At 72.7% G+C, this 18,498-nt stretch carries 13 protein-coding genes and 2 pseudogenes; 6 read left to right on the top strand and 9 right to left on the bottom strand.

The window, feature by feature from the left end:
• Positions 1–285: 285 nt before the first annotated feature.
• The 3 genes from AB0I49_RS34485 to AB0I49_RS34475 form a co-directional block, all read right to left on the bottom strand.
• On the bottom strand, positions 286–1,617 hold the full coding sequence (locus tag AB0I49_RS34485; RefSeq protein WP_363231145.1) for a DUF2690 domain-containing protein: 1,332 nt from the start codon (positions 1,615–1,617) through the stop codon (positions 286–288).
• Between the two features lie 227 nt (positions 1,618–1,844).
• Positions 1,845–3,032 (bottom strand): helix-turn-helix domain-containing protein, encoded by a 1,188-nt coding sequence (locus tag AB0I49_RS34480; protein ID WP_363231144.1) that lies wholly within the window; start codon positions 3,030–3,032, stop codon positions 1,845–1,847.
• Positions 3,029–3,838 carry a peptidoglycan-binding protein gene (locus AB0I49_RS34475; RefSeq protein ID WP_363231143.1) on the bottom strand — a complete coding sequence of 270 codons (810 nt, stop codon included), beginning with the start codon at positions 3,836–3,838 and terminating at the stop codon, positions 3,029–3,031. The genes AB0I49_RS34480 and AB0I49_RS34475 overlap by 4 nt, the downstream gene beginning before the upstream one ends.
• A gap of 347 nt (positions 3,839–4,185) precedes the next feature.
• Here AB0I49_RS34475 and AB0I49_RS34470 point away from each other — a divergent pair, with 347 nt between their 5' ends.
• Positions 4,186–4,581 carry a hypothetical protein gene (locus tag AB0I49_RS34470; protein WP_363231142.1) on the top strand — a complete coding sequence of 132 codons (396 nt, stop codon included), beginning with the start codon at positions 4,186–4,188 and terminating at the stop codon, positions 4,579–4,581.
• Between the two features lie 80 nt (positions 4,582–4,661).
• Here the strand turns inward: AB0I49_RS34470 and AB0I49_RS34465 are convergent, their stop codons facing one another.
• From AB0I49_RS34465 to AB0I49_RS34455, 3 genes are all read right to left on the bottom strand, one after another.
• Entirely contained in the window at positions 4,662–5,879 is a 1,218-nt protein-coding gene (locus AB0I49_RS34465; protein WP_363231141.1) for an NADP-dependent isocitrate dehydrogenase, read from the bottom strand.
• A 219-nt stretch (positions 5,880–6,098) separates the two neighbouring features.
• On the bottom strand, positions 6,099–6,683 hold the full coding sequence (locus AB0I49_RS34460; protein ID WP_363231196.1) for a DUF3017 domain-containing protein: 585 nt from the start codon (positions 6,681–6,683) through the stop codon (positions 6,099–6,101).
• Between the two features lie 272 nt (positions 6,684–6,955).
• The gene (locus tag AB0I49_RS34455) at positions 6,956–7,840 is read right to left on the bottom strand and encodes a bifunctional methylenetetrahydrofolate dehydrogenase/methenyltetrahydrofolate cyclohydrolase (RefSeq protein ID WP_363231140.1); all 885 of its coding nucleotides are present in this window, start codon (positions 7,838–7,840) and stop codon (positions 6,956–6,958) included.
• A 156-nt stretch (positions 7,841–7,996) separates the two neighbouring features.
• Between AB0I49_RS34455 and AB0I49_RS34450 the strand changes: the two genes are divergently transcribed.
• On the top strand, positions 7,997–8,716 hold the full coding sequence (locus AB0I49_RS34450) for an FHA domain-containing protein (RefSeq protein WP_363231139.1): 720 nt from the start codon (positions 7,997–7,999) through the stop codon (positions 8,714–8,716).
• The gene (locus AB0I49_RS34445) at positions 8,716–10,302 is read left to right on the top strand and encodes a protein kinase (protein ID WP_363231138.1); all 1,587 of its coding nucleotides are present in this window, start codon (positions 8,716–8,718) and stop codon (positions 10,300–10,302) included. Before AB0I49_RS34450 ends, AB0I49_RS34445 begins: the two co-directional genes overlap by 1 nt.
• Positions 10,303–10,707: 405 nt before the next feature.
• Here AB0I49_RS34445 and purH read toward each other — a convergent pair whose 3' ends face one another.
• Together purH and purN are read right to left on the bottom strand one after the other, a co-directional pair.
• Complete coding sequence (gene purH, locus AB0I49_RS34440; protein WP_363231137.1) at positions 10,708–12,267, bottom strand: bifunctional phosphoribosylaminoimidazolecarboxamide formyltransferase/IMP cyclohydrolase; 1,560 nt, start codon at positions 12,265–12,267, stop codon at positions 10,708–10,710.
• Entirely contained in the window at positions 12,264–12,887 is a 624-nt protein-coding gene (gene purN, locus AB0I49_RS34435) for a phosphoribosylglycinamide formyltransferase (RefSeq protein ID WP_363231136.1), read from the bottom strand. Before purN ends, purH begins: the two co-directional genes overlap by 4 nt.
• Positions 12,888–13,252: 365 nt before the next feature.
• Here purN and AB0I49_RS34430 point away from each other — a divergent pair, with 365 nt between their 5' ends.
• Positions 13,253–14,056: a hypothetical protein gene (locus AB0I49_RS34430; protein WP_363231135.1), complete on the top strand. Its 804-nt coding sequence runs from the start codon at positions 13,253–13,255 to the stop codon at positions 14,054–14,056.
• Between the two features lie 82 nt (positions 14,057–14,138).
• Here the strand turns inward: AB0I49_RS34430 and AB0I49_RS34425 are convergent, their stop codons facing one another.
• A complete protein-coding gene (locus AB0I49_RS34425; protein WP_363231134.1) occupies positions 14,139–16,241 on the bottom strand; it encodes a DUF6350 family protein in 2,103 nt (700 codons plus the stop codon).
• Positions 16,242–16,365: 124 nt separating this feature from the next.
• Between AB0I49_RS34425 and AB0I49_RS34420 the strand changes: the two are divergent.
• Both AB0I49_RS34420 and AB0I49_RS34415 read left to right on the top strand, forming a co-directional pair.
• Positions 16,366–16,611, top strand: a pseudogene (locus tag AB0I49_RS34420) (helix-turn-helix transcriptional regulator); the annotation flags it as partial.
• Between the two features lie 849 nt (positions 16,612–17,460).
• Positions 17,461–18,099: pseudogene (locus AB0I49_RS34415) on the top strand (hypothetical protein); the annotation flags it as partial.
• Between the last annotated feature and the right edge of the window lie 399 nt (positions 18,100–18,498).

The following is an 18,498-nucleotide window of genomic DNA, read 5'->3' as shown; positions in this document are numbered from 1 at the left end:
CCTTTTTTATCCGAGATCTCTCGTTGTCAAGAGACCTTGCGTCAGGCTATCGGACCCCGCCCCGCGCGGGACGCCGCCCCTGTGTGTGACTGCTCACCGGCTGCTCACCCGCACTGCCACCCGCCCGGCTCGGGCGATATCGGAAAGGCTCCTGACGCAGCACCGGGCGGGTACCCGCTCTAGGAGGGGGAGCGCGGGTACCCGCCCGGTGTGCGCCACACCCGTGGGGGGTTGAATGTCACTTGCCCGCCCTCGCTACGGGCATGCCACGACTTTCCCCAGTCTTTACCCAACCGGGGAACCCGCAGGTGAGGGCGGTGCCGCAGTGGCCGGAGTGCACCCCTTCTCCCCCGTCGCGAGCGTCGCGCACGCCGTGATCCTGAGCGGCGCGCTCGCGGCGACCATGGGCGTGTAGGCATCGGCGTCGCGGTCGACCTTGCCGTTCTCGGTACGGGCCGCCCCCGCGGTACCGGCCGCCGCGACCTGCACCGCGTCCCCCGGCGCCGCCTGCGTGATGCGGGCCCAGTACGCCCCGCACACCTTGCTGTAGCGGACCTCCACGTAGGCGGAGCCGATCGTCGCGGCGGCGGGCGAGGTGGCGGACGCGCCGCCGCACCCCATGGCCTCCGGGTCCTTCCCCGTGCAGTCCTGGCCGACGCACTTCACCCCGGCAGGCAGTTTCGGCTTGCTGGTCGCGCTCGGCGAACCGGCGGATTCGGCTGATTTCGTACCGTCGCCGCTGTCCCCGCCCACACCGACCAGGAGCACGGCGGCGGCTATGACGAGCAGCGTGCCGACCAGCCCGGCGAGGAACATCGAGACGCGACGGCGGCGTCGCTGCGCGTCGGTGGCGGCTGCGGGGGTTGCGGATGCAGGGGTGGAAGCGGAGGCCGGGGGCGGGCCGCTGCCGCGGGGGCCGTCCGGCGGCGGTCCGCTTGAGCGGCCGAGCCCCGATGACGGGCCTGAGGGCGGGCCGGATGGGGAACCGGGCGGGGGGCCGGATCGCGGGCCCGGCGGGCTGCTCGCGTCGTCCGAGTAGCCGGGGCGGGGGGTGCCCGAGCGAGGCGTGTACCCCGAGTGACCGGAGTAGCCAGTAGGTCCGGATTGGCCGGTGGGGCCGGATGGACTGGTGGGGCCGGTAGGGCCAGAGCCTGCCGTGGGGTCGGAGCGGCCCGCTGGGCCGGAGGGCGGCGCGGGTGGTTGCGGACGCGGGGGCGGCGGCGACTCCTGCCGCTTCCCGCTCCCCCCGTTCTTGGCCGATTTAGGCGGCGGCGGGCCGAACTCCCCCAGCGCGGCACGGGCCTGGGCGACCCGCATCGCCTCCATCGTCACGTCGTGCCGCATCTCCGAACGGGACCAGGCCCGCTCCGCCAGCTCCCACATCGTCCCCAGGTGAACGGCGCTGGTCCCGGTCGCCTCGGCCAGCGCCTCGGCCGCTCCGCGGGGCGGCAGCAGCCGCCCGTTCAGATAGCGCTCCCAGGACGTCTTGCTGTAGCCCGTACGGTCCGCGAGGGCGGACAGGCTCAGCCCGCTCCGCTCGACCAGCCTGCGCAACTGGTTCGCGAACTCCCTTAATTGCGGATCGAGTTCCTCCGGAAGCGCTTTCCAACGAGGCATTGCCTCCCCCTGTCCCCCCGAACGGACTGCGGTCGTCCCTCATGGTTACCAAGCACTGGACACCCGGCGCAGCACCACACCACCCCCGCTACAGCCAGTACCGGCTACCCATGGGGATGCCTCAAGTCAGCTTGTCAGTTCCCGAGTTGACGGCGCATGGGTGCATCCGTGGTGCGCACGCGCCCCCTCGCGCGCTCCCCCACCTCCCGAGTACCGCGAAACCGCCCTCACCGGCCGAAACACTCCTTCGGGCCACCCCCGGCGGGTTCCAGGCAGAGCCGCAGATCGGAAGGCGCATCGGTGGCGACCATGGGAGTGGACAGATAATCCAATGAGTCCAACTCGTCACGTACCAGGGCACTCTGAGCGCCCCCCTTCGACCGGCCCTCCGCGAGACTTCCGTGCCCCACGGACCGGCCCGCCAAGGAGATCGAGATCCCGTCCCCGACGTGCGACTTCGAGATCTTGGCCCACCCCGCGCGGCACACCGCGCTGTAGCGGATCTCCACGCGCTGGCCGTTCTCGGCCCGCCAGGAACCGATCGTGCTGGGGTCCAGGCACGCCATCGTTTCCGGACTCCGGCCGGTGCACTCCGCACCATGGCACCTCGCCGCCGCCGTCGGATCGGGAAAGGCGTCCGAGTACGGGAGCGTGCTCACGGGCGACGCCTTGCCGCTCGCCCCGCTCGCCCCCTCCTTCTGCGCCGTCGGCCACGCGGCGACGGCCGTAAAGCCGAGCACGCCGCAGGCAGCCGCCCCCAGGAGCAGGCGCACCGTCCGGCGTCGGCGGCGCGCGGCGGGCGACTCGGTCGCCGGGGCCGTGGACTCCGAGGCCGTGGACTGCGGGGCCGTGGACTGCGGGGCGGGGGCCGGGCGCACGGCCCGGCTCACCGGCTCCGCACGCGCGGCCCGGCCGCTCCACTCCAGCTCCGCCAGTTCCCACAGCGCGACCGTCCGCCCCAGGGGCTCGCCCGCCAGCCGGCACAGCGCCTCCACGGCCTGCCGGGGCGGAAGCTTCTTGCCGTTGAGGTAGCGCTCCCACGAAGAACGGCTGTATGCCGTCTTCGCCGCGAGCCCGGCCAGGCTCAGGCCCGTACGCGACTTGAGCCGCCGCAGCGACTCCGCGAGCCGCGCGCACTCGGGGGCGGGTGGGGCAGGGGCGGTGGCCCCGCCCGTAGCCCCGCCGGCGTCCGTACGTACGCCGGAGCCGATTCCTGTACGTGCGTCCGCACCCGGTAAACCAGGCCCGGACCCCGCCCCCGATCCAGATCCCGGTGTCGTCCCCGATCCCGGTGTCGTCCCCGATCCCGATGTCGTCCCCGATCCCGGTGTCGTCCCCGATCCCGGTGTCGTCCCCGATCCCGGTGTCGTCCCCGGCCCCGATGTCGTCCCCGGCCCCCGCTCCGGCCCGGTCATCGGCGCAGCACCGGCCAGGTGTCAGGGCCGACCTTGCCGTCGGCCACGACGCCGCCCTTCTTCTGGGCGCGCTTGACGGCCCGTTCGGTCATATTGCCGAACCTGCCGTCGACAGCCCCGAATTCGTAACCCGAGTGCTTCAGCAGGCACTGCGCCTCGGCGACCTCCGGTCCGACCATGCCCAGTTGGATGATGGCGACGCTGGTCCGGCTGTTGCCCGCGTACAGCCTGCCGTCCTCGCGCTTCACCTTGCAGTCGTAGTGCGGCGCGTCGTCCGTGGCTGCGGGCGCGGTCGTGGCGGCGGCGCCGCTCGCGTGCGAACTGCTCCCGTCCGACCAGGGTTCGGTGACGACGAGCACCACGGCGAGTACGGCCACGAGGGCGATCCCGGCGGCGATCAGCGCCCCGGCCCGGCGTCGGCGGCGGGGCGGAGGGCCGACCGCGACCGCGTCCGGGTCCGCGACCGCGTCCGGGTCCAGCACGGATTCCGGGGCAGGCGCCGCGTCCGGGGCCTCGCCGGAGGTGGCGGGCGCGTCCGGCCTTCCCCACGCCTCCTCCGCCAGTTCGTGCAGGACCAGTAATCGCGTCGGATCGGTCTCCGCTATCTGCGCCAGCTCCACCACCGCCTGCCGTGGCGGAAGCTTTTTCCCGTTGAGATAGCGCTCCCATGACGAGCTGCTGTACGCGGTGCGAGCGGCGAGCGCCTCCAGGCTCAGCCCGCTGTGATCCTTCAATCTCCGCATCTGTACGACGAGTTGCCGAACCCGTTGGTCGAGCGGTTCCGGCAGCTTTTTCCAACGCGACATGTCCACCCCATCCGCGTCCTGTTTGTCCCCCGAGGCATCGCGGCCTCCCTGAGAGCCATGATGGGCCGATTCCCGGTGCCGGTTCCCGGTCATTCACGAACTTCGTTGACATCTTCACGGACTCGTACCTCACCCGGATCGCCCCGTTCCGCACCGGCCACCCTCCCAGCACATCCCACGATCCCCGGCGTCCCAGCAGGTCGGAGCGGGGGCCGTCCCAGGGTCTCCCCGACTGCCCGATCTTTCTGGCGGACCCGGCAGGCACGCCAGCAACCTGTGGTGCAGCACCAACGGGCGGCGCGGTCCACCCCGCGCCGCCCGCCATCCACTGGGAAGGACTGAGGACTGTGAACGCACACAAGCGCATCGGTCTCGCCACGAGCACCGCACTCCTGGGCGCCGGCCTGGCGCTCGCACCGGCGGCGGGAGCCTTCGCGGCTCCGGCGAATTCGGCCACCGCCTCCGTGGCCCAGACCTGCAAGAAGCACAGCATCACCGTCCCCTCCGACCGGGGCGCCGTCGCGTACAACGAGTGCCACCGCACGTACAAGGGCAAGAAGCAGGCCAGCACCCAGATCTGGGTGTACGACAAGAAGTCCGACGGCAAGTGCGTCTACGGCAAGGTGAAGATCGCCAAGTGGAGTCACACCTACAAGGCGTGCCCCAAGAACCACAACGTCAACGGGGCCCGTTCCGGGTGGCACAACGGGGTTGACGCCCAAGTGACCATGTCGATCCGCTGATCCGCCGCACATTCCCGGTGATCCGTCCTCTCACGGGGGAGAGGGCGGGTCACCGTCATGCGCGCATACCGGACGGGGCGTCAGATTGCCATCGCAGCACGGAGGTTGTCCTCCACCGCCCCCAGGAATTCCTCCGTCGTCAGCCACGGCGCGTCGGCCGAGATGAGGCGCGCCAGGTCCTTCGTCATCCGGCCGCTCTCCACGGTCTCGACGCAGACCCGTTCCAGCGTCTCCGCGAACCGGGTGACCTCCGGAGTGCCGTCGAGCCGGCCCCGGTGGGCGAGGCCGCGGGTCCAGGCGAAGATCGAGGCGAGCGGGTTGGTCGAGGTGGCCTCGCCCCGCTGGTGCTGCCGGTAGTGGCGGGTGACCGTGCCGTGCGCGGCCTCGGCCTCCACGGTCCGGCCGTCGGGCGATATGAGGACCGAGGTCATCAGGCCGAGCGAGCCGAAGCCCTGGGCGACGATGTCGGACTGGACGTCGCCGTCGTAGTTCTTGCAGGCCCAGACGTAGCCGCCGGACCACTTGAGGGCCGAGGCGACCATGTCGTCGATGAGGCGATGCTCGTACGTCAGCCCCTTGGCCTCGAAGTCCGCCCGGAACTCGGCGTCGAAGACCTCCTGGAAGAGCTCCTTGAAGCGGCCGTCGTACGTCTTGAGAACCGTGTTCTTCGTGGCCAGGTACACCGGGTACGCGCGGGCCAGCCCGTACCGGAACGAGGCGCGCGCGAAGTCGCGGATCGACTCGTCGTGGTTGTACATGGACAGCGCCACCCCGGCGCCCGGGAACTCGTGGACCTCCAGCTCGACGGGGTCCGCGCCGTCCTTCGGGGTGAACGTCATGGTGAGCGTGCCCGGCCCCGGCACCTTCATCTCGGTCGCCCGGTACTGGTCGCCGAAGGCGTGGCGGCCGACGACGATCGGCTCGGTCCAGCCGGGGATGAGACGCGGCACGTTGGAGATCATGATCGGCTCGCGGAAGGCGACGCCGCCGAGGATGTTGCGGATGGTGCCGTTCGGCGAGCGGTACATCTTCTTGAGGCCGAACTCCTGGACGCGCCCCTCGTCGGGGGTGATCGTGGCGCACTTGACGCCCACGCCGTACTTCTTGATCGCGTCGGCGGCGTCCACGGTGACCTGGTCGTTCGTGGCGTCGCGGTGCTCGATGCCCAGGTCGAAGTACTTCAGCTCGACATCGAGGTACGGAAGGATCAGCTTGTCCTTGATGAGGGACCAGATGACGCGGGTCATCTCGTCGCCGTCGAGCTCGACGACGGGGTTGACTGCCTTGATCTTGACCATGAGGTGGAACATCCCTCTCGCGAAATCGGAGCCTCCCCATCCGCATATGGACGGAACCGCTTTCGGGCAGGGGAGGACGGCGACATGCCGCACCGATATATCTCGACATCAAGATAGTTGAATTTATCTCGACGTCAAGATATTTGGTCGGTCCGGGTCCGCGAGAGGGAAGGGACGTGCGGGGCGAGGCATACGGGACACAAAGGCGCCCCGCCGCCCTTACTTCACCGTGAAGTGGAGCAAATCCTCCAGGAACGGAATCTTCAGCCATGGATGCGGCTGCGCCATCATCGACAGCAGCACGATCGCCGCGCCGAGCGCCCCGTAGATCACCATGTCCGTGAAGCGCGACCGTACGGCCAGCATGCCGACGGACGGCAGCGCCCAGCGCAACACCGCGCCCGCGATCAGGGCCAGCCCGATGATGATCGTCCCCGCCCGGAAGGCGTCGAACGCGACGATCAGCAGCCCGAGGCCCGTGCCGCCGAGCACGGAGAGCAACGGCCACTGCCGCGCCGGGGCCGGAGCGCTCCCGGCGGCGGCCCGCCCGCCGCCTTCCGGGCGGGCGATGCCCCGCGTCAGGGAGGGGAAGCGCTGCGTTATGCGCGAGACGCGCGTCGAGCCCTGCCGGGGCTCGGTCTTCACCGGCGAGGACTCACCGGAAGCCGCGCCTTCCGAAGCCGCTGAATCCCCGGGAGCCGCTGAAGCCGCTGACCCCTCCGAAGCCCCGGAAGCCGCCGAAGCCTCTGAAACCTCGGGAGCCTCGGGAGCCTCGGGAGCCGCCGAAGCCCCCGAAGCCTCCACAGTCCCCGAAGCCTCGTGGGCCGCCTCGGCCGCCTCGGCCTCCTCAGCCTCCGAGACCGCAGCCGCCTTCGCCGCAGCCGCCTCCGGCCCCTTCCCCGCGCCCGAGTGGGTCTCAGCGCCCATGACCAGCCGTCCTCTCACAAGCGGTTCCGCCGGCCGCCGCCGCGGTCCGGGTTTCGACGAACGCGACCCCAGGTCGTACGAGAACGAGCACGCCGGCGCGGGCCCGAGCACTGGCGGACGACACAGGGACAGCCCTTCCCACTCGGCGCTCAGCCCGCGGCGGCGTCGGCGTCGGCGGCGGCATCAGCAGCGAGTTCGGCGGCCTCGACCACGTTGACCAGCAGCTGCGCCCGCGTCATCGGGCCGACGCCGCCCGGGTTCGGCGAGAGCCAGCCCGCGACCTCGGCCACGCCCGGGTGCACATCCCCGACGATCTTGCCGTTCTCGTCCCGGCTGACGCCCACGTCGAGCACGGCCGCGCCCGGCTTCACGTCCTCCGGCTTGATGATGTGCGGCACGCCCGCCGCGGCCACGACGATGTCGGCCTGGCGCAGCTGCGCGGCCAGGTCGCGGGTGCCGGTGTGACACTGCGTGACCGTGGCGTTCTCGGACTTGCGCGTCAGCAGCAGCGGGATGGAGCGGCCGACGGTGATGCCGCGGCCGACCACGACCACATGCGCGCCGTTGATCTCCACGCCATGGTGGCGGAGCAGCTGGATGATGCCGTACGGGGTGCAGGGCAGCGGGCCGCGCTCGTTGAGCACGAGCCGGCCGAGGCTCACCGGGTGCAGTCCGTCGGCGTCCTTGGCCGGGTCCATCAGCTCCAGGACGCGGTTGGTGTCGATGCCCTTGGGGAGCGGCAGTTGGACGATGTACCCCGTGCACTCGGGGTTGTCGTTGAGCTCCCGTACGACCGCCTCGATCTCCTCCTGCGTGGCGGTGTCGGGCAGCTCGCGCTGGATGGAGCCGATGCCGACCTGGGCGCAGTCGCGGTGCTTGCCCGCGACGTACCACTTGCTGCCGGGGTCGTCGCCGACGAGGAGAGTGCCCAGGCCGGGCGTGATGCCCTTGGCCTTCAGCGCCTCCACGCGGACGGCGAGTTCGGACTTGATCGCGGCTGCGGTGGCCTTGCCATCGAGAATCTGGGCGGTCATGGGCCCATCCTCGCGGATGGGGCGGCCCGCATTCCAATCAGGTCCCCGGCCGCGCCGCCTGTTGCCGCGGTAGTTGCCGCTCCGTTGCGGAGCGCTACATTCCGTACGTAGCCTGAACGCGGTCGATTCTGGTCGGTCCTGGGGGAGGAACAGCAAGTGTTCAGCGTCATCGTGGTACCCGCCGACTGCCGTGGTCCGGACGGGCAGTTCCGTCTGGAACCCGGCCAGAGCCTGCGCTTCGGCCGTACGGGGCCGGGCCTCGCCATCGAACACCCCGGAGTCTCACGCTCCGCGGGACAGATCACCGCCACCGCGACATTCTGGACGCTGACCAACCTCAGCCGTCACCAGACGTACGTGGTGGAGAACCCCGAAGGCGCGGGCGAGCACATCAAGATCGCGCCCGGCCGGGTCGACGCGCCCGTACCGTTCGAGTTCTCGCGCCTGGTGATACCGGCCGGCGACGAGCTCCTGGGCTTCGACGTCTGGGCGCCGCGCCACGACTATCTCGACGACCACGAGGCCGACGCCGGGGAGCCGACCGCGCTCTCCTTCCCGCTCGACCGCTCCAAGCGCTACTTCCTGGTCCTGGCCGCCCTCTGCGAACCGCGGCTGCGCGGCGAACCGCACGCCCCGCTGCCCACCGTCGAACAGGTCATAGACCGCCTGCGCCCCATCTGGCCGGCCATCAGCCGCACCTCCGTGCAGTGGAACATCGACTACCTCGCGGTCAAGCTCCGGCTCAAACCACCCCCTGAAGTCGCCCTGTCCGGCGCGAGGTTGAACGGCAAGAAGGAATCCCTGGTCTCTCTCGCGCTACGCTTCGATCTCGTACGGGAAGACGAACTCGACGTCATCGACAAGGGGCCGCAGTAGTGACTGAAGAGGGGCCACGGCCCTTCACCGTTCAAGTGAGCCGCGGCTACCGGGTCGGCCGTTGGGAGGTGCGCGAACCGCTCGCCACGGGCGCGTTCGGCAGCGTGTACGAGGCCCGGCGCGCCGGGCCGCCCGAACCGGGCGGCCCCGAGGACCTGCCCGAGCGCGCGGCGCTCAAATTCCTCCCCACGGGCACCCGCACGCCCCGCCAGCTCCGCCACCTCAAGGACCTCGCCCACCGCGAGCTGAACCTGCACCGCAAGCTGAGCCGACCGCGCCTGATCCGCATGTACGAGGCCGTGACGGTCGACGACCCGGACAACCCGGCGCTCGACGGCGCCACCGTGCTCGTACTCGAACGCGCCGAGGGCTCCCTGGACCAGCTCATCGAGCGGTCCGCGCCCGGCCCCGTCCCCGGCGCCCCGGCCTTCCTCGCCCAGATCTGCGAGGGGCTCGCCCAGCTCCACCACGCGGGCTGGGTGCACGGCGACCTCAAGCCCGCGAACGTCCTGCTCATGCCCGACGGCAGCGTCCGGCTCGGCGACTTCAACCTCGCCGCCGAGATGGAGGGCACCCACGCCTACTCCCCCGCCTTCTCCACCCCGGACTACACACCGCCCGAGCTGCTGTGGTCCGAGGTCGGCGAGCGCGGCCAGCTCATCCGCCCCACCGCCGACATCTGGGCCTTCGGCACCGTCGCCCACCTGCTGCTCACCGGCGCCCTCCCGCTCCCCGGCACCAGCCGCGCCGCCCGCCGCGAAACACTGCTGCGGTACGCGCGCGGCGACGAGGAGCTGCGCCTGTCCCCCGAACTCCCCGCCGCCTGGCGCGAGATCATCGCCGACTGCCTCGCCCGTACGCACGAGGAGCGCGCCGAACACAGCGGCACCGCGCTGCTGCGGCGGGTGGAGGCGGCGGCCGGGTCGGAGCCGGCGCCGCGCCTGCCGCGGCTGCGGCCGCGCCGCAAGCCCGGCCGGATCCTCAGCGCCGTCGCGGCGGCGGCCGTCGTCGCCGCAGTCGGCTACGGCATCACCCTGATCGACACCGGACCACCGTCCGACGGTAACGACAGCAAACCCGTCACGCCCGCCTCGTACGGCGCGAGCGAACTCCGCACGGACAAGGGCGTTCCGGTCGAGTACCGCAAGCTGATCGTGGACTCCGCCCATGACTGCTCCGAATCCGCCGTCACCCCGGCGCTGATCGCCGCGCTCCTCAAGGTCGAGAGCGACTTCGACCCGAACCTCTCCGACCCCGCGAAGGACGAGTACGGGATCGCCCGCTGGACCCCGCGCGTCCTGCGCTACTACCTGCCGGACGCCCAGCGCCCCAAGACGGGCAACCCGCGCCCGCCGTTCCCGCCGGACGTCTCGATCCCCGCGGTCGGCCGCTACCTCTGCTACATCTCGCCGCAGCTGTGGTCCACCCTTCCCGGCGACCGCCGAGTGCTCGTCGCCGCCGCCTATCTCTCGTCGTTCGCGAAGGTGAACAACGCGGGCGGCGTCCCGCCCAAGCAGCGACCCGTCGCGGACCGGATCGCGCACTACTTGAAGGAGTACACGCCCAAGGCGAGTCCGTCACCCTGAGAAGTGTGAGGTTCCGGCTCTCGGCACCCTGAGAGTTCCGAGGTATGCGGAGTGGGGACGAGGGGCCAAAGTAGAGCCATCACCTGCTGAACGGGGGAAGCAGGCGAATAGGCGGACGCCCCCAGGCCACAACGGGGGAGCCTGGGGCCGTCCGTCCAACAGCACGAACCAGCACGAACCAGAGAGGCCGCTGCCCACGTGGATGGGGGCAGCGGCCTCCTGTGATGACTCAGTCGGTCGCCCGGTCAAGCGGGTCCGGCGCTTGAGGACGAGCCCCGGCTCAATCCAGCCCGCCCGGCGATTGAGGACACAGCCCGTCCGGCGCTTGAGGACGGACCCCGGCCCACTCCAGCCCGTCCGGCGTTTGAGGACACAGCCCGCCCGGCGATTGAGGGCGCGGAACCGTCAGTGGAAGAAGTGCCGCGTACCGGTCAGGTACATCGTCACGCCGGCAGCCTTGGCCGCGGCGATCACCGACTCGTCCCGCACCGACCCCCCCGGCTGCACCACAGCCTTCACACCGGCCTCAAGCAGCACCTCCAACCCATCCGGGAACGGGAAGAAGGCGTCAGAAGCGGCGTACGAGCCGCGCGCCCGCTCCTCCCCCGCCCGCTGCACCGCCAGCTTCGCGGAGTCCACGCGGTTGACCTGCCCCATCCCGACGCCCACCGTGGCCCCGCCCTGCGCCAGCAGAATGGCGTTGGACTTCACGGCGCGCGAGGCGCGCCACGCGAAGGCGAGTTCGGCGAGTTCGGCGGCGGACAGCGCCTCGCCCGCGGCCAATGTCCAGTTGGCCGGGTCGTCGCCCTCCGCCTGGAGGACGTCCTTGACCTGCGCGAGCCCGCCGCCGTCGATCGGCTTGAACTCGGCCGGCGCCTGCGGCGCGTCGGCACAGCGCAGCACCCGGATGTTCTTCTTGCGGGCCAGCACCTCGACCGCGCCGTCCTCGTAGGCAGGCGCGACGATGACCTCGGTGAAGATCTCCGCGACCTGCTCGGCCAGCTCCACCGAGACCGGCCGGTTGACGGCGATGACGCCGCCGAAGGCGGAGAGCGAGTCGCACGCGTGCGCCTTGCGGTGCGCCTCGGCGACGTCCGAACCGATCGCGATGCCGCAGGGGTTGGCGTGCTTGATGATCGCGACGCACGGCTCGTCGTGGTCGTACGCGGCCCGGCGCGCGGCGTCGGTGTCGGTGTAGTTGTTGTACGACATCTCCTTGCCGTGCAGCTGCTCGGCCTCGGCCAGGCCCCCGCTGCCGCCGGTGTAGAGGGCGGCGCCCTGGTGCGGGTTCTCGCCGTAGCGCAGGACGTTCTTGCGCTCGTACGTCACTCCGATGAACTCGGGGAAGTCCGCGCCGTCACCGGCGTACGCGTCGGCGAACCAGCCCGCGACGGCCACGTCGTACGCGGCGGTGTGCCGGAACGCCTCGGCGGCCAGCCGCTTGCGCTCGGCGAGGTCGAACCCGCCGTCCGCGGCGGCCTTGAGGACGTCGTCGTAACGGTCGGGGCTGACGACGACCGCGACGGAGGGGTGGTTCTTGGCGGCGGCGCGGACCATCGACGGGCCGCCGATGTCGATCTGCTCCACGCACTCGTCGGGGGACGCGCCGGAGGCGACGGTCTCGCTGAACGGGTAGAGGTTGACGACCACCAGCTCGAAGGGGTCCACGCCCAGTTCGGCGAGCTGGGCGCGGTGGTCGTCGAGGCGCTGGTCGGCGAGGATGCCGGCGTGCACGCGGGGGTGCAGGGTCTTCACGCGCCCGTCGAGACACTCGGGGAAGCCGGTCAGCTCCTCCACCTTGGTCACCGGCACGCCCGCGGCGGCGATCCGACCGGCCGTCGAACCGGTGGAGACGAGCTGGACGCCCGCCGCGTGCAGGCCCTGGGCCAGCTCCTCAAGACCCGTCTTGTCGTAGACGCTGATGAGAGCGCGGCGGATGGGCCGCTTCGTACCTTCGGCGGTCACGGGATCAGTACCTTTCTTCCCTCGATGCGATAGCCGTCGCGCGCGAGGCGCCCCACGACATCGACGAGCAGCGTTCGCTCGACTTCCTTGATCCGCTCGTGCAGGGCGGATTCGTCGTCCTCGTCCCGCACCTCGACCACGCCCTGGGCGATGATCGGGCCGGTGTCGACCCCGTCGTCGACGAAGTGGACTGTGCAACCGGTCACCTTCGCGCCGTACGCGAGCGCGTCGCGTACGCCATGGGTGCCCGGAAAACTGGGCAGCAAGGCGGGGTGCGTATTGATCAGGCGCCCCCCGAAGCGGGCCAGGAACTCCTTGCCCACGATCTTCATGAACCCGGCGGAGACCACCAGGTCCGGCTCGTACGCGGCCGTCGCCTCGGCCAGCGCGCGGTCCCACTCCTCGCGCCGGGCATGGTCCTTGACCCGGCACACGAAGGTCGGCAGCCCGGCGCGCTCGGCGCGCTCCAGCCCCGCGATGCCGGTCCGGTCGGCGCCCACGGCCACGATCCGGGCCCCGTAGCCGTCCGGGTCGGCGTCGATGGCGTCGAGGAGGGCCTGCAGGTTCGTACCGGAGCCGGAGACGAGCGCGACGATGCGGGCGGGGGGTGGGGAGGCCACGGCGGGACCCTTTCTGGCGGCAGACCCGGGCTCGCGGGCGGTGCGAGTTTGTATGGTCGTACGAATGACCGGCGCCCTCGGAACCGGGGAACTCTACGAAGCCGCCGACCGTCAGCAACGATACCGGCACACCGGACGGCCCCCACGGGACGGGGGCACACGCGGGAGGTAGCGTCTGGACACAGCGCATCCATGGCCGGGTTCCGGGCACGACTCATGAAGTGGCACGACACTTGGTGGGGGACCTGCCGGAAGACGACACAAGGGGAAGACACACTCCACATGCCGGACCGACGCCGCACCGCGGCTCACCGCCTCCTGTTGCCCGCCGCGTCCACCGGAGGGCAGCGATGAGGCACGCCCGCATGTCGGAGCGGAAGTCGCCGTCGTCCTCGCCGCAGGACGACAACCCCTTCGCGCCGCCGCCCGACGGCCACGCGGACCAGCCGTGGCAGCCCCGCCGCCAGTCCTCCCCCTCGGACGGTTCGACCGAGGCCGAGGGCTCCTCCGCGGAAGGTTCACGGGACGGCGCCGGAGAGGGCTCCGAGGACGGCTCCAAGGGAGAGGAGCAGCCCCCGGCGTGGGGCAGCCAGTGGAGCAGCCGGCAGCCGGGCCGCCAGGGCGGCGGCTTCGGCGGCAGCCCGCAGCAGCGGCCCAGCGGCGGCCCGGAAGGACCGGGCGGACCCGGCGGCGACCAGGACGGTCCGGGCCGCGGCCCCGGCGGGCTGCGCTGGGACCCCACCGACCCGGCGCAGCGGCGCGCGCGGTATTCGCTGCTCGCCGGCATGTGGGCGTTCTTCTTCGCCCTCTTCAGCATTCCGCAGGTCGCGCTGTTGCTCGGGGCGCTGTCGGTCTACTGGGCGATCAGCTCACTCCGGGCGAAGCCCAAGCCGCGCACCTCCGACCCCGACGCCCCTCAACCCGCCGCCGGGACCGGGGCCGGTGCCGGGCAGCAGGACCCCGCCCGCAAGCCGCAGACGACGGCCGCGGTCAGCGGCCTGATCGCGGGGGCCGTCGCCCTGGCCATCGTCGCCGCGACCTTCGCGTTCCAGGCCGTCTACAGCGACTACTACACATGCGTGGACGACGCCCTGACCCAGACCTCCCGCCACTCCTGCGAGGACCTGCTGCCCAAGCAGCTCCGTCCGCTGCTGAGCACGCAGAACTGAGAGCGGTACGGACCCGTGCTGAGGGGCGCGTAACTGAGAGGCGCGTGTAACTGAGGGGCGCGTATGGGCCGGGCCCGACGGCCTAGCCGGAGTCGGAGCCGGAATCTGAGTCGTCGGGTTTGGTGAAGTCGCGCGGCTCGAAGTCCGGCATCAGGCCGCCGCCGGAGTCCTTGAGGACCGCCCAGCGGGCCTGGCGGGCGCCGGTGTCGTGCCAGGACGCCTGGGGCCGCGCCACGGGAGGCGGGCTCCAGGCTGTACGGACCGTCAGCTTCCAGCGGTCCGAGCAGCCGTGCTCCCGGTCGGGGCGCGGGCGGCGGCGCTTGCGCCACCACTGTTTGGGGGCCTCGGCCTGAGCGGCGGTCGGGGTGGTCGCGGCGGCCTGAGCGGTCCGGCGGTGCCGGGCCTTCGGGGTCGTTTCGGCGGGGGCGTGGCCTGGGGCGTGGCCTGGGGCGTGGCCTGCGCCGTGACCTGGGGCGCGGCCATCGCGTGAGCGCTGCACCGCCGCCCAGCCCTCCGCTCGGGCCCGCCGCCGCCGACCGGCGGGCGTGGAGGGCGCTGCGGTCGTTGCAGGTGTTGCGGGCGCTGCGGTCGTCCCGGACGCGCGTCGTGCGCTCGCGGCGCGCTCAGTACTCCCGCCATCGCCGGCCTTGGCTGTCTTGGCGGCCCTGGCCGCCTTGGCCGCCTTGGCCGCGGCCCGTGCCGCCTCCCGCAGCCGCCACCAGCGGAGCACCAGGGCGAGCGGGGGTGCGATCGCGGCGCTCCAGGCGGTCGCCGTGAGGCCGGTGAGCGGCCAGGCGGGGCCGAAGTCGGCGAGGGCGTCGTTGCCCAGAGGGCCCGACGCGGCACCGGTGAGGACGGCCGTCGCGATGCCGCAGGCGACGGCGGCGAGGACCGCGGTCAGGGCGGTGTCCCACCAGGGCCAGGGGGACGCGGCGCCGGAACCGGGCGCTTCTTCGTCTCCGCCCTTGCCCACACCTCTGCCCGCTCCTTCGTCCGTGCCTCTGCCCGTGCCTCTGTCCGTGCCTCTGCCCGCTCCTTCGTCCGTGCCTCTGCCCGTGCCTCTGCCCGTTCCTCTCTCCGCGGCTGCTTCGGGGCGTCGGCGCGGCAGCGAAGCCCCCGCCACGAACCACGCCACCGCCAGCCCCGCGCCCACCGGCACGGCGCCCGCCACGAGCGACGTCATCACCCCGGCGCCGCCCTCGCCCGGAAGCGCGGCGAGGAGCGGGAAGCGCGGGAGTACGGGGTAGCCGGAGGCGCCCTGGGTGCTCACCGCGCTGGCCGCGCCGACCGTGAAGCCGGGCCCGAGCCCGTAGGCGGCGCCCCAGACGGCGGCGTTCGGCAGCAGCGCCAGGCTGACGAGCAGGACCGCGAACTGCCCCGACGCCACGTCCGCGAGCTGGCCGAAAGACGCCTGCGCAGCGCCCAGGTGCCCGATCAGGGACACCGTGACGAGCAGCGCGCCGCCGCCGAGCAGCACGGCGGTCGCGGCGGCCCCGGCCCGTAGCGCGGGGCCGGGGCGGAGGCGGGCGAGCCCGGCTCGTACGCGCGGCGGGACTCCGGCCGCCACGCGGGCGGCGACGGCGGCGGGCAACGGGCTGTCCGGCCGGTACGAGGCCCGCCAGGCCCCGGCCGCGACGGCGGCTCCGGCGACGAGCGGCAGATGGCACAGCGCCGAGAGCGGCGCGACGCGCAGGTCGCCGTACGAGGAGTACAGGATCGCGCAGACGCCGACCAGGAGGTAGCCGCCGAGCAGCGCTCCGGCGGCGTATCGCGGCAGGTCAGGGGGTGTGGCGGCCGGTTCGTCGGAGCCGGTCGCGGTCTCGCGGCCGGCGAGCAGGTGGGAGGAGGCCCGGTAGAGCAGCCAGCACGGCAGGGCCGCCAGGAGCAGCGGCGTGAGCCCGATGGGGGCGGGGTCGCCGGAGAGCGTTCTGTTCCGTACGAGGTCCGCGCCATGCGCCAGGAGCCACAGGTCGGCGGCGTCGTGGAGGGCGGTGCCGGGGCCGCCGCCGGGGTAGGGCGAGGAGATCCACAGCAGGAGGACGACCACGGCGAGCACCCCGAGCCCGAGGCCGGCCGCGACCGCGCCGCCGAAGACGAGTTCGCCGGCCGAGGGGGAGGGCCGGGCGGTGACGGCGGCCCGTCCGGCGGCCGGGTACGACTCGCTGCGCTCGGTCAATTGCGTCACGTAGTCATGCTGCCAAGAACACGCCATTCCTACCTGTAGCGGGCATTTGGTCGCCGTGTCGCTCAATGTATGTTTACGTGTTTTTTGATGCTGTGTTTGCTGCGTCAGGTGACGCCCGGCATGAATGAGCGGAGAGGCGACAAGAGGCATGACGCGGTTGACGCGGTCCGGTCCCGAGGGGCTCGAGGAATCCGGTGCCACCACCTTGCCGCCGCCGTACGAGGGCCGCGCGCTGCGCGTGGCACGCTCGGTGACCCGCGACCAGCTCGCGGCAGCCGTCGGCGTCACCCCCGCGACCGTACGTTCCTGGGAAACGGGCCGCACCAGCCCGCGCGGCCGCAAGCGCGCGGCGTACGCGCGGATACTCAGGCGCTTGGAGGCGGGGCTTCCGCTGGAGGGGGCGGCCGGGGGTACGCGCTCCGGCGGCTCCGGCGGGGACCCTGCCGGGTCCGAAACCGGCCAGGCCGCGCCGCCCCCGGCCGTCCCGGCCGACGGCTCCGCCGCGACGTACGCGGTCCAACGCCTCCTGATCGAGGCTTTCACCGCACCGACCGTGGACGCCGCCCCCGCCTCGGCCCTCCCGGCGGACGGGAAACGGCCTCCGGACGACGGGAAACGGCCTCCGTCCGCCGACGAGGCAGCGACCCCCGCCCCGAAACTCAACGGCACACAGGCCGAACCGCCCCGGAGCGGGACGATCCGCCGCTCCCAGGACCGGAAGCGGCGGCAACCATCCGGGCACGCGCCGAGCCCGGCGGCGAGCGAGACGAACGGTTCTGGCGGCTCGGCCCCCAGCCCAGACGGCTTGCGGGCCGGGCCCTCCCGTGAGGCGGTCGCGACGACCGCTCCGCTCCCGGAGCTCAGCGCCGCCCAGGCCCGGCCGCCCCGGGAAACGGACGCGACCACCGCACCAGCCCTCGCCCCGAACGGCGCGCAGGCCGCCCCGCCCCCCTTCGACCAACCCCGCAAGCAGCCCCGCAAGCCGCCCAGCTGGGCGCGGAAACAGTCCGCCGATCCCGCGCCGGACCCGGCAGCGGCAGCAGCCCTCGCCCCGAAGATCGCCGAGCGGAGGCGCGGCCACGTGCCGAGTTGGGCGCGGGAGACGGAGGGCGACGACCGCGTCGGTAGCGGGACGACCGTTGCGGCGGCCGGTGCTACGGCCGGTGCGGCGGCCGGTGCGACGGCCGGTGCGACGGCTCCTGTCCGGACCACCCGGACCACCCCCGCAGCGGCCTTCGACGCCCTGTACGAGCGGCACGCCGCGTCGCTCGCCCGGCAGACCTACCTGCTCACCGGGCGGCCCCTGCTGGGTCGGCGCGCCGTCGAACGGGCCTTCCACCTGGCGTGGGAGCGGTGGCCGGAGGTCGCCGTGGACCAGGACCCGGCCGGCTGGGTGCGCGCTGCCGCGTACGAGCACGCGCTGTCCCCCTGGCACCGACTGCGGCCCGGCGGCGAACCTCCGACGCGACCGGAGCGGGACGCCGCGCTCCTGCACGCGATGCTGAGCCTCCCCGCCTCGTACCGCCGCACGCTGCTGCTCCACGACGGCGTCGGGCTCGGCCTCCCCGAGACCGCCGCCGAGACGGAGGCCACGACGCCCGCCGCCGCGAACCGGCTCACGCACGCCCGCGCCGCCGTCGCCGAGCTGCTGCCGGAGCTGCGCGGGCTGGCCCCTGCGGCTCAGCGCGCGGCCCTACGGGAACGCTTCGGCGCACTCGCCGCCGCCCTGCCCGTCACGATGACGGCCGCCCGGCTCGTACGCGCCGACGGGGAGCGCCTCACGCGTCGGACGACGCGCGCGGCGTTCGGGATCACCGCGGTGATCGCGGTGGCGACGGCGTTCACGGTGCTCACCGCAGAGGGTCCCGCGCAGCACCGGCCCCGGCAGGTCCAGCCCGCGGCGACGGCCCCCGCGACGACGCAGAAGCCCGTCACCGGAAAGGCCGCGAAGCGGCAGTCCGAAGCCGAACGCCACGGCCTCCCCCGGTCCGGCCGGTCCGCACCGGCCTCACACTGAGCGACGGCCGGGGAGGGCAGGGGCGGGACGTACGTACGGCCGGGGCGCACCCGTACTGCGGGCAGGACCCGCTCGGGGACAGGCGCGGGGGCGCGCGTACGGCCAGGGCGTACGTACGGCTGAGGCGCACTCGCACCGTACGGCAGGCGGCCCCGCGAACACGGGCGCGGGGGCGCCCCCCCCGAAGGGGGGGGGGGCCCGGCGCGGGGCCGGCAGTAAAAAGAGGGCGGGGCGGCCCGC

The sequence above is a fragment of the Streptomyces sp. NPDC050617 genome, from assembly GCF_040654795.1.
GTDB lineage: Bacteria > Actinomycetota > Actinomycetes > Streptomycetales > Streptomycetaceae > Streptomyces.
This window is presented reverse-complemented; position numbering and strand designations above follow the sequence as displayed.

What these genes read in the sequence shown, in the direction of transcription:
- AB0I49_RS34455 (WP_363231140.1), bottom strand. Translation starts at nt 7,840, where the DNA reads ATGACCGCCCAGATTCTCGATGGCAAGGCCACCGCAGCCGCGATCAAG.
- AB0I49_RS34475 (WP_363231143.1), bottom strand. Translation starts at nt 3,838, where the DNA reads ATGTCGCGTTGGAAAAAGCTGCCGGAACCGCTCGACCAACGGGTTCGG.
- AB0I49_RS34485 (WP_363231145.1), bottom strand. Translation starts at nt 1,617, where the DNA reads ATGCCTCGTTGGAAAGCGCTTCCGGAGGAACTCGATCCGCAATTAAGG.
- AB0I49_RS34480 (WP_363231144.1), bottom strand. Translation starts at nt 3,032, where the DNA reads ATGACCGGGCCGGAGCGGGGGCCGGGGACGACATCGGGGCCGGGGACG.
- AB0I49_RS34430 (WP_363231135.1), top strand. Translation starts at nt 13,253, where the DNA reads ATGTCGGAGCGGAAGTCGCCGTCGTCCTCGCCGCAGGACGACAACCCC.
- AB0I49_RS34465 (WP_363231141.1), bottom strand. Translation starts at nt 5,879, where the DNA reads ATGGTCAAGATCAAGGCAGTCAACCCCGTCGTCGAGCTCGACGGCGAC.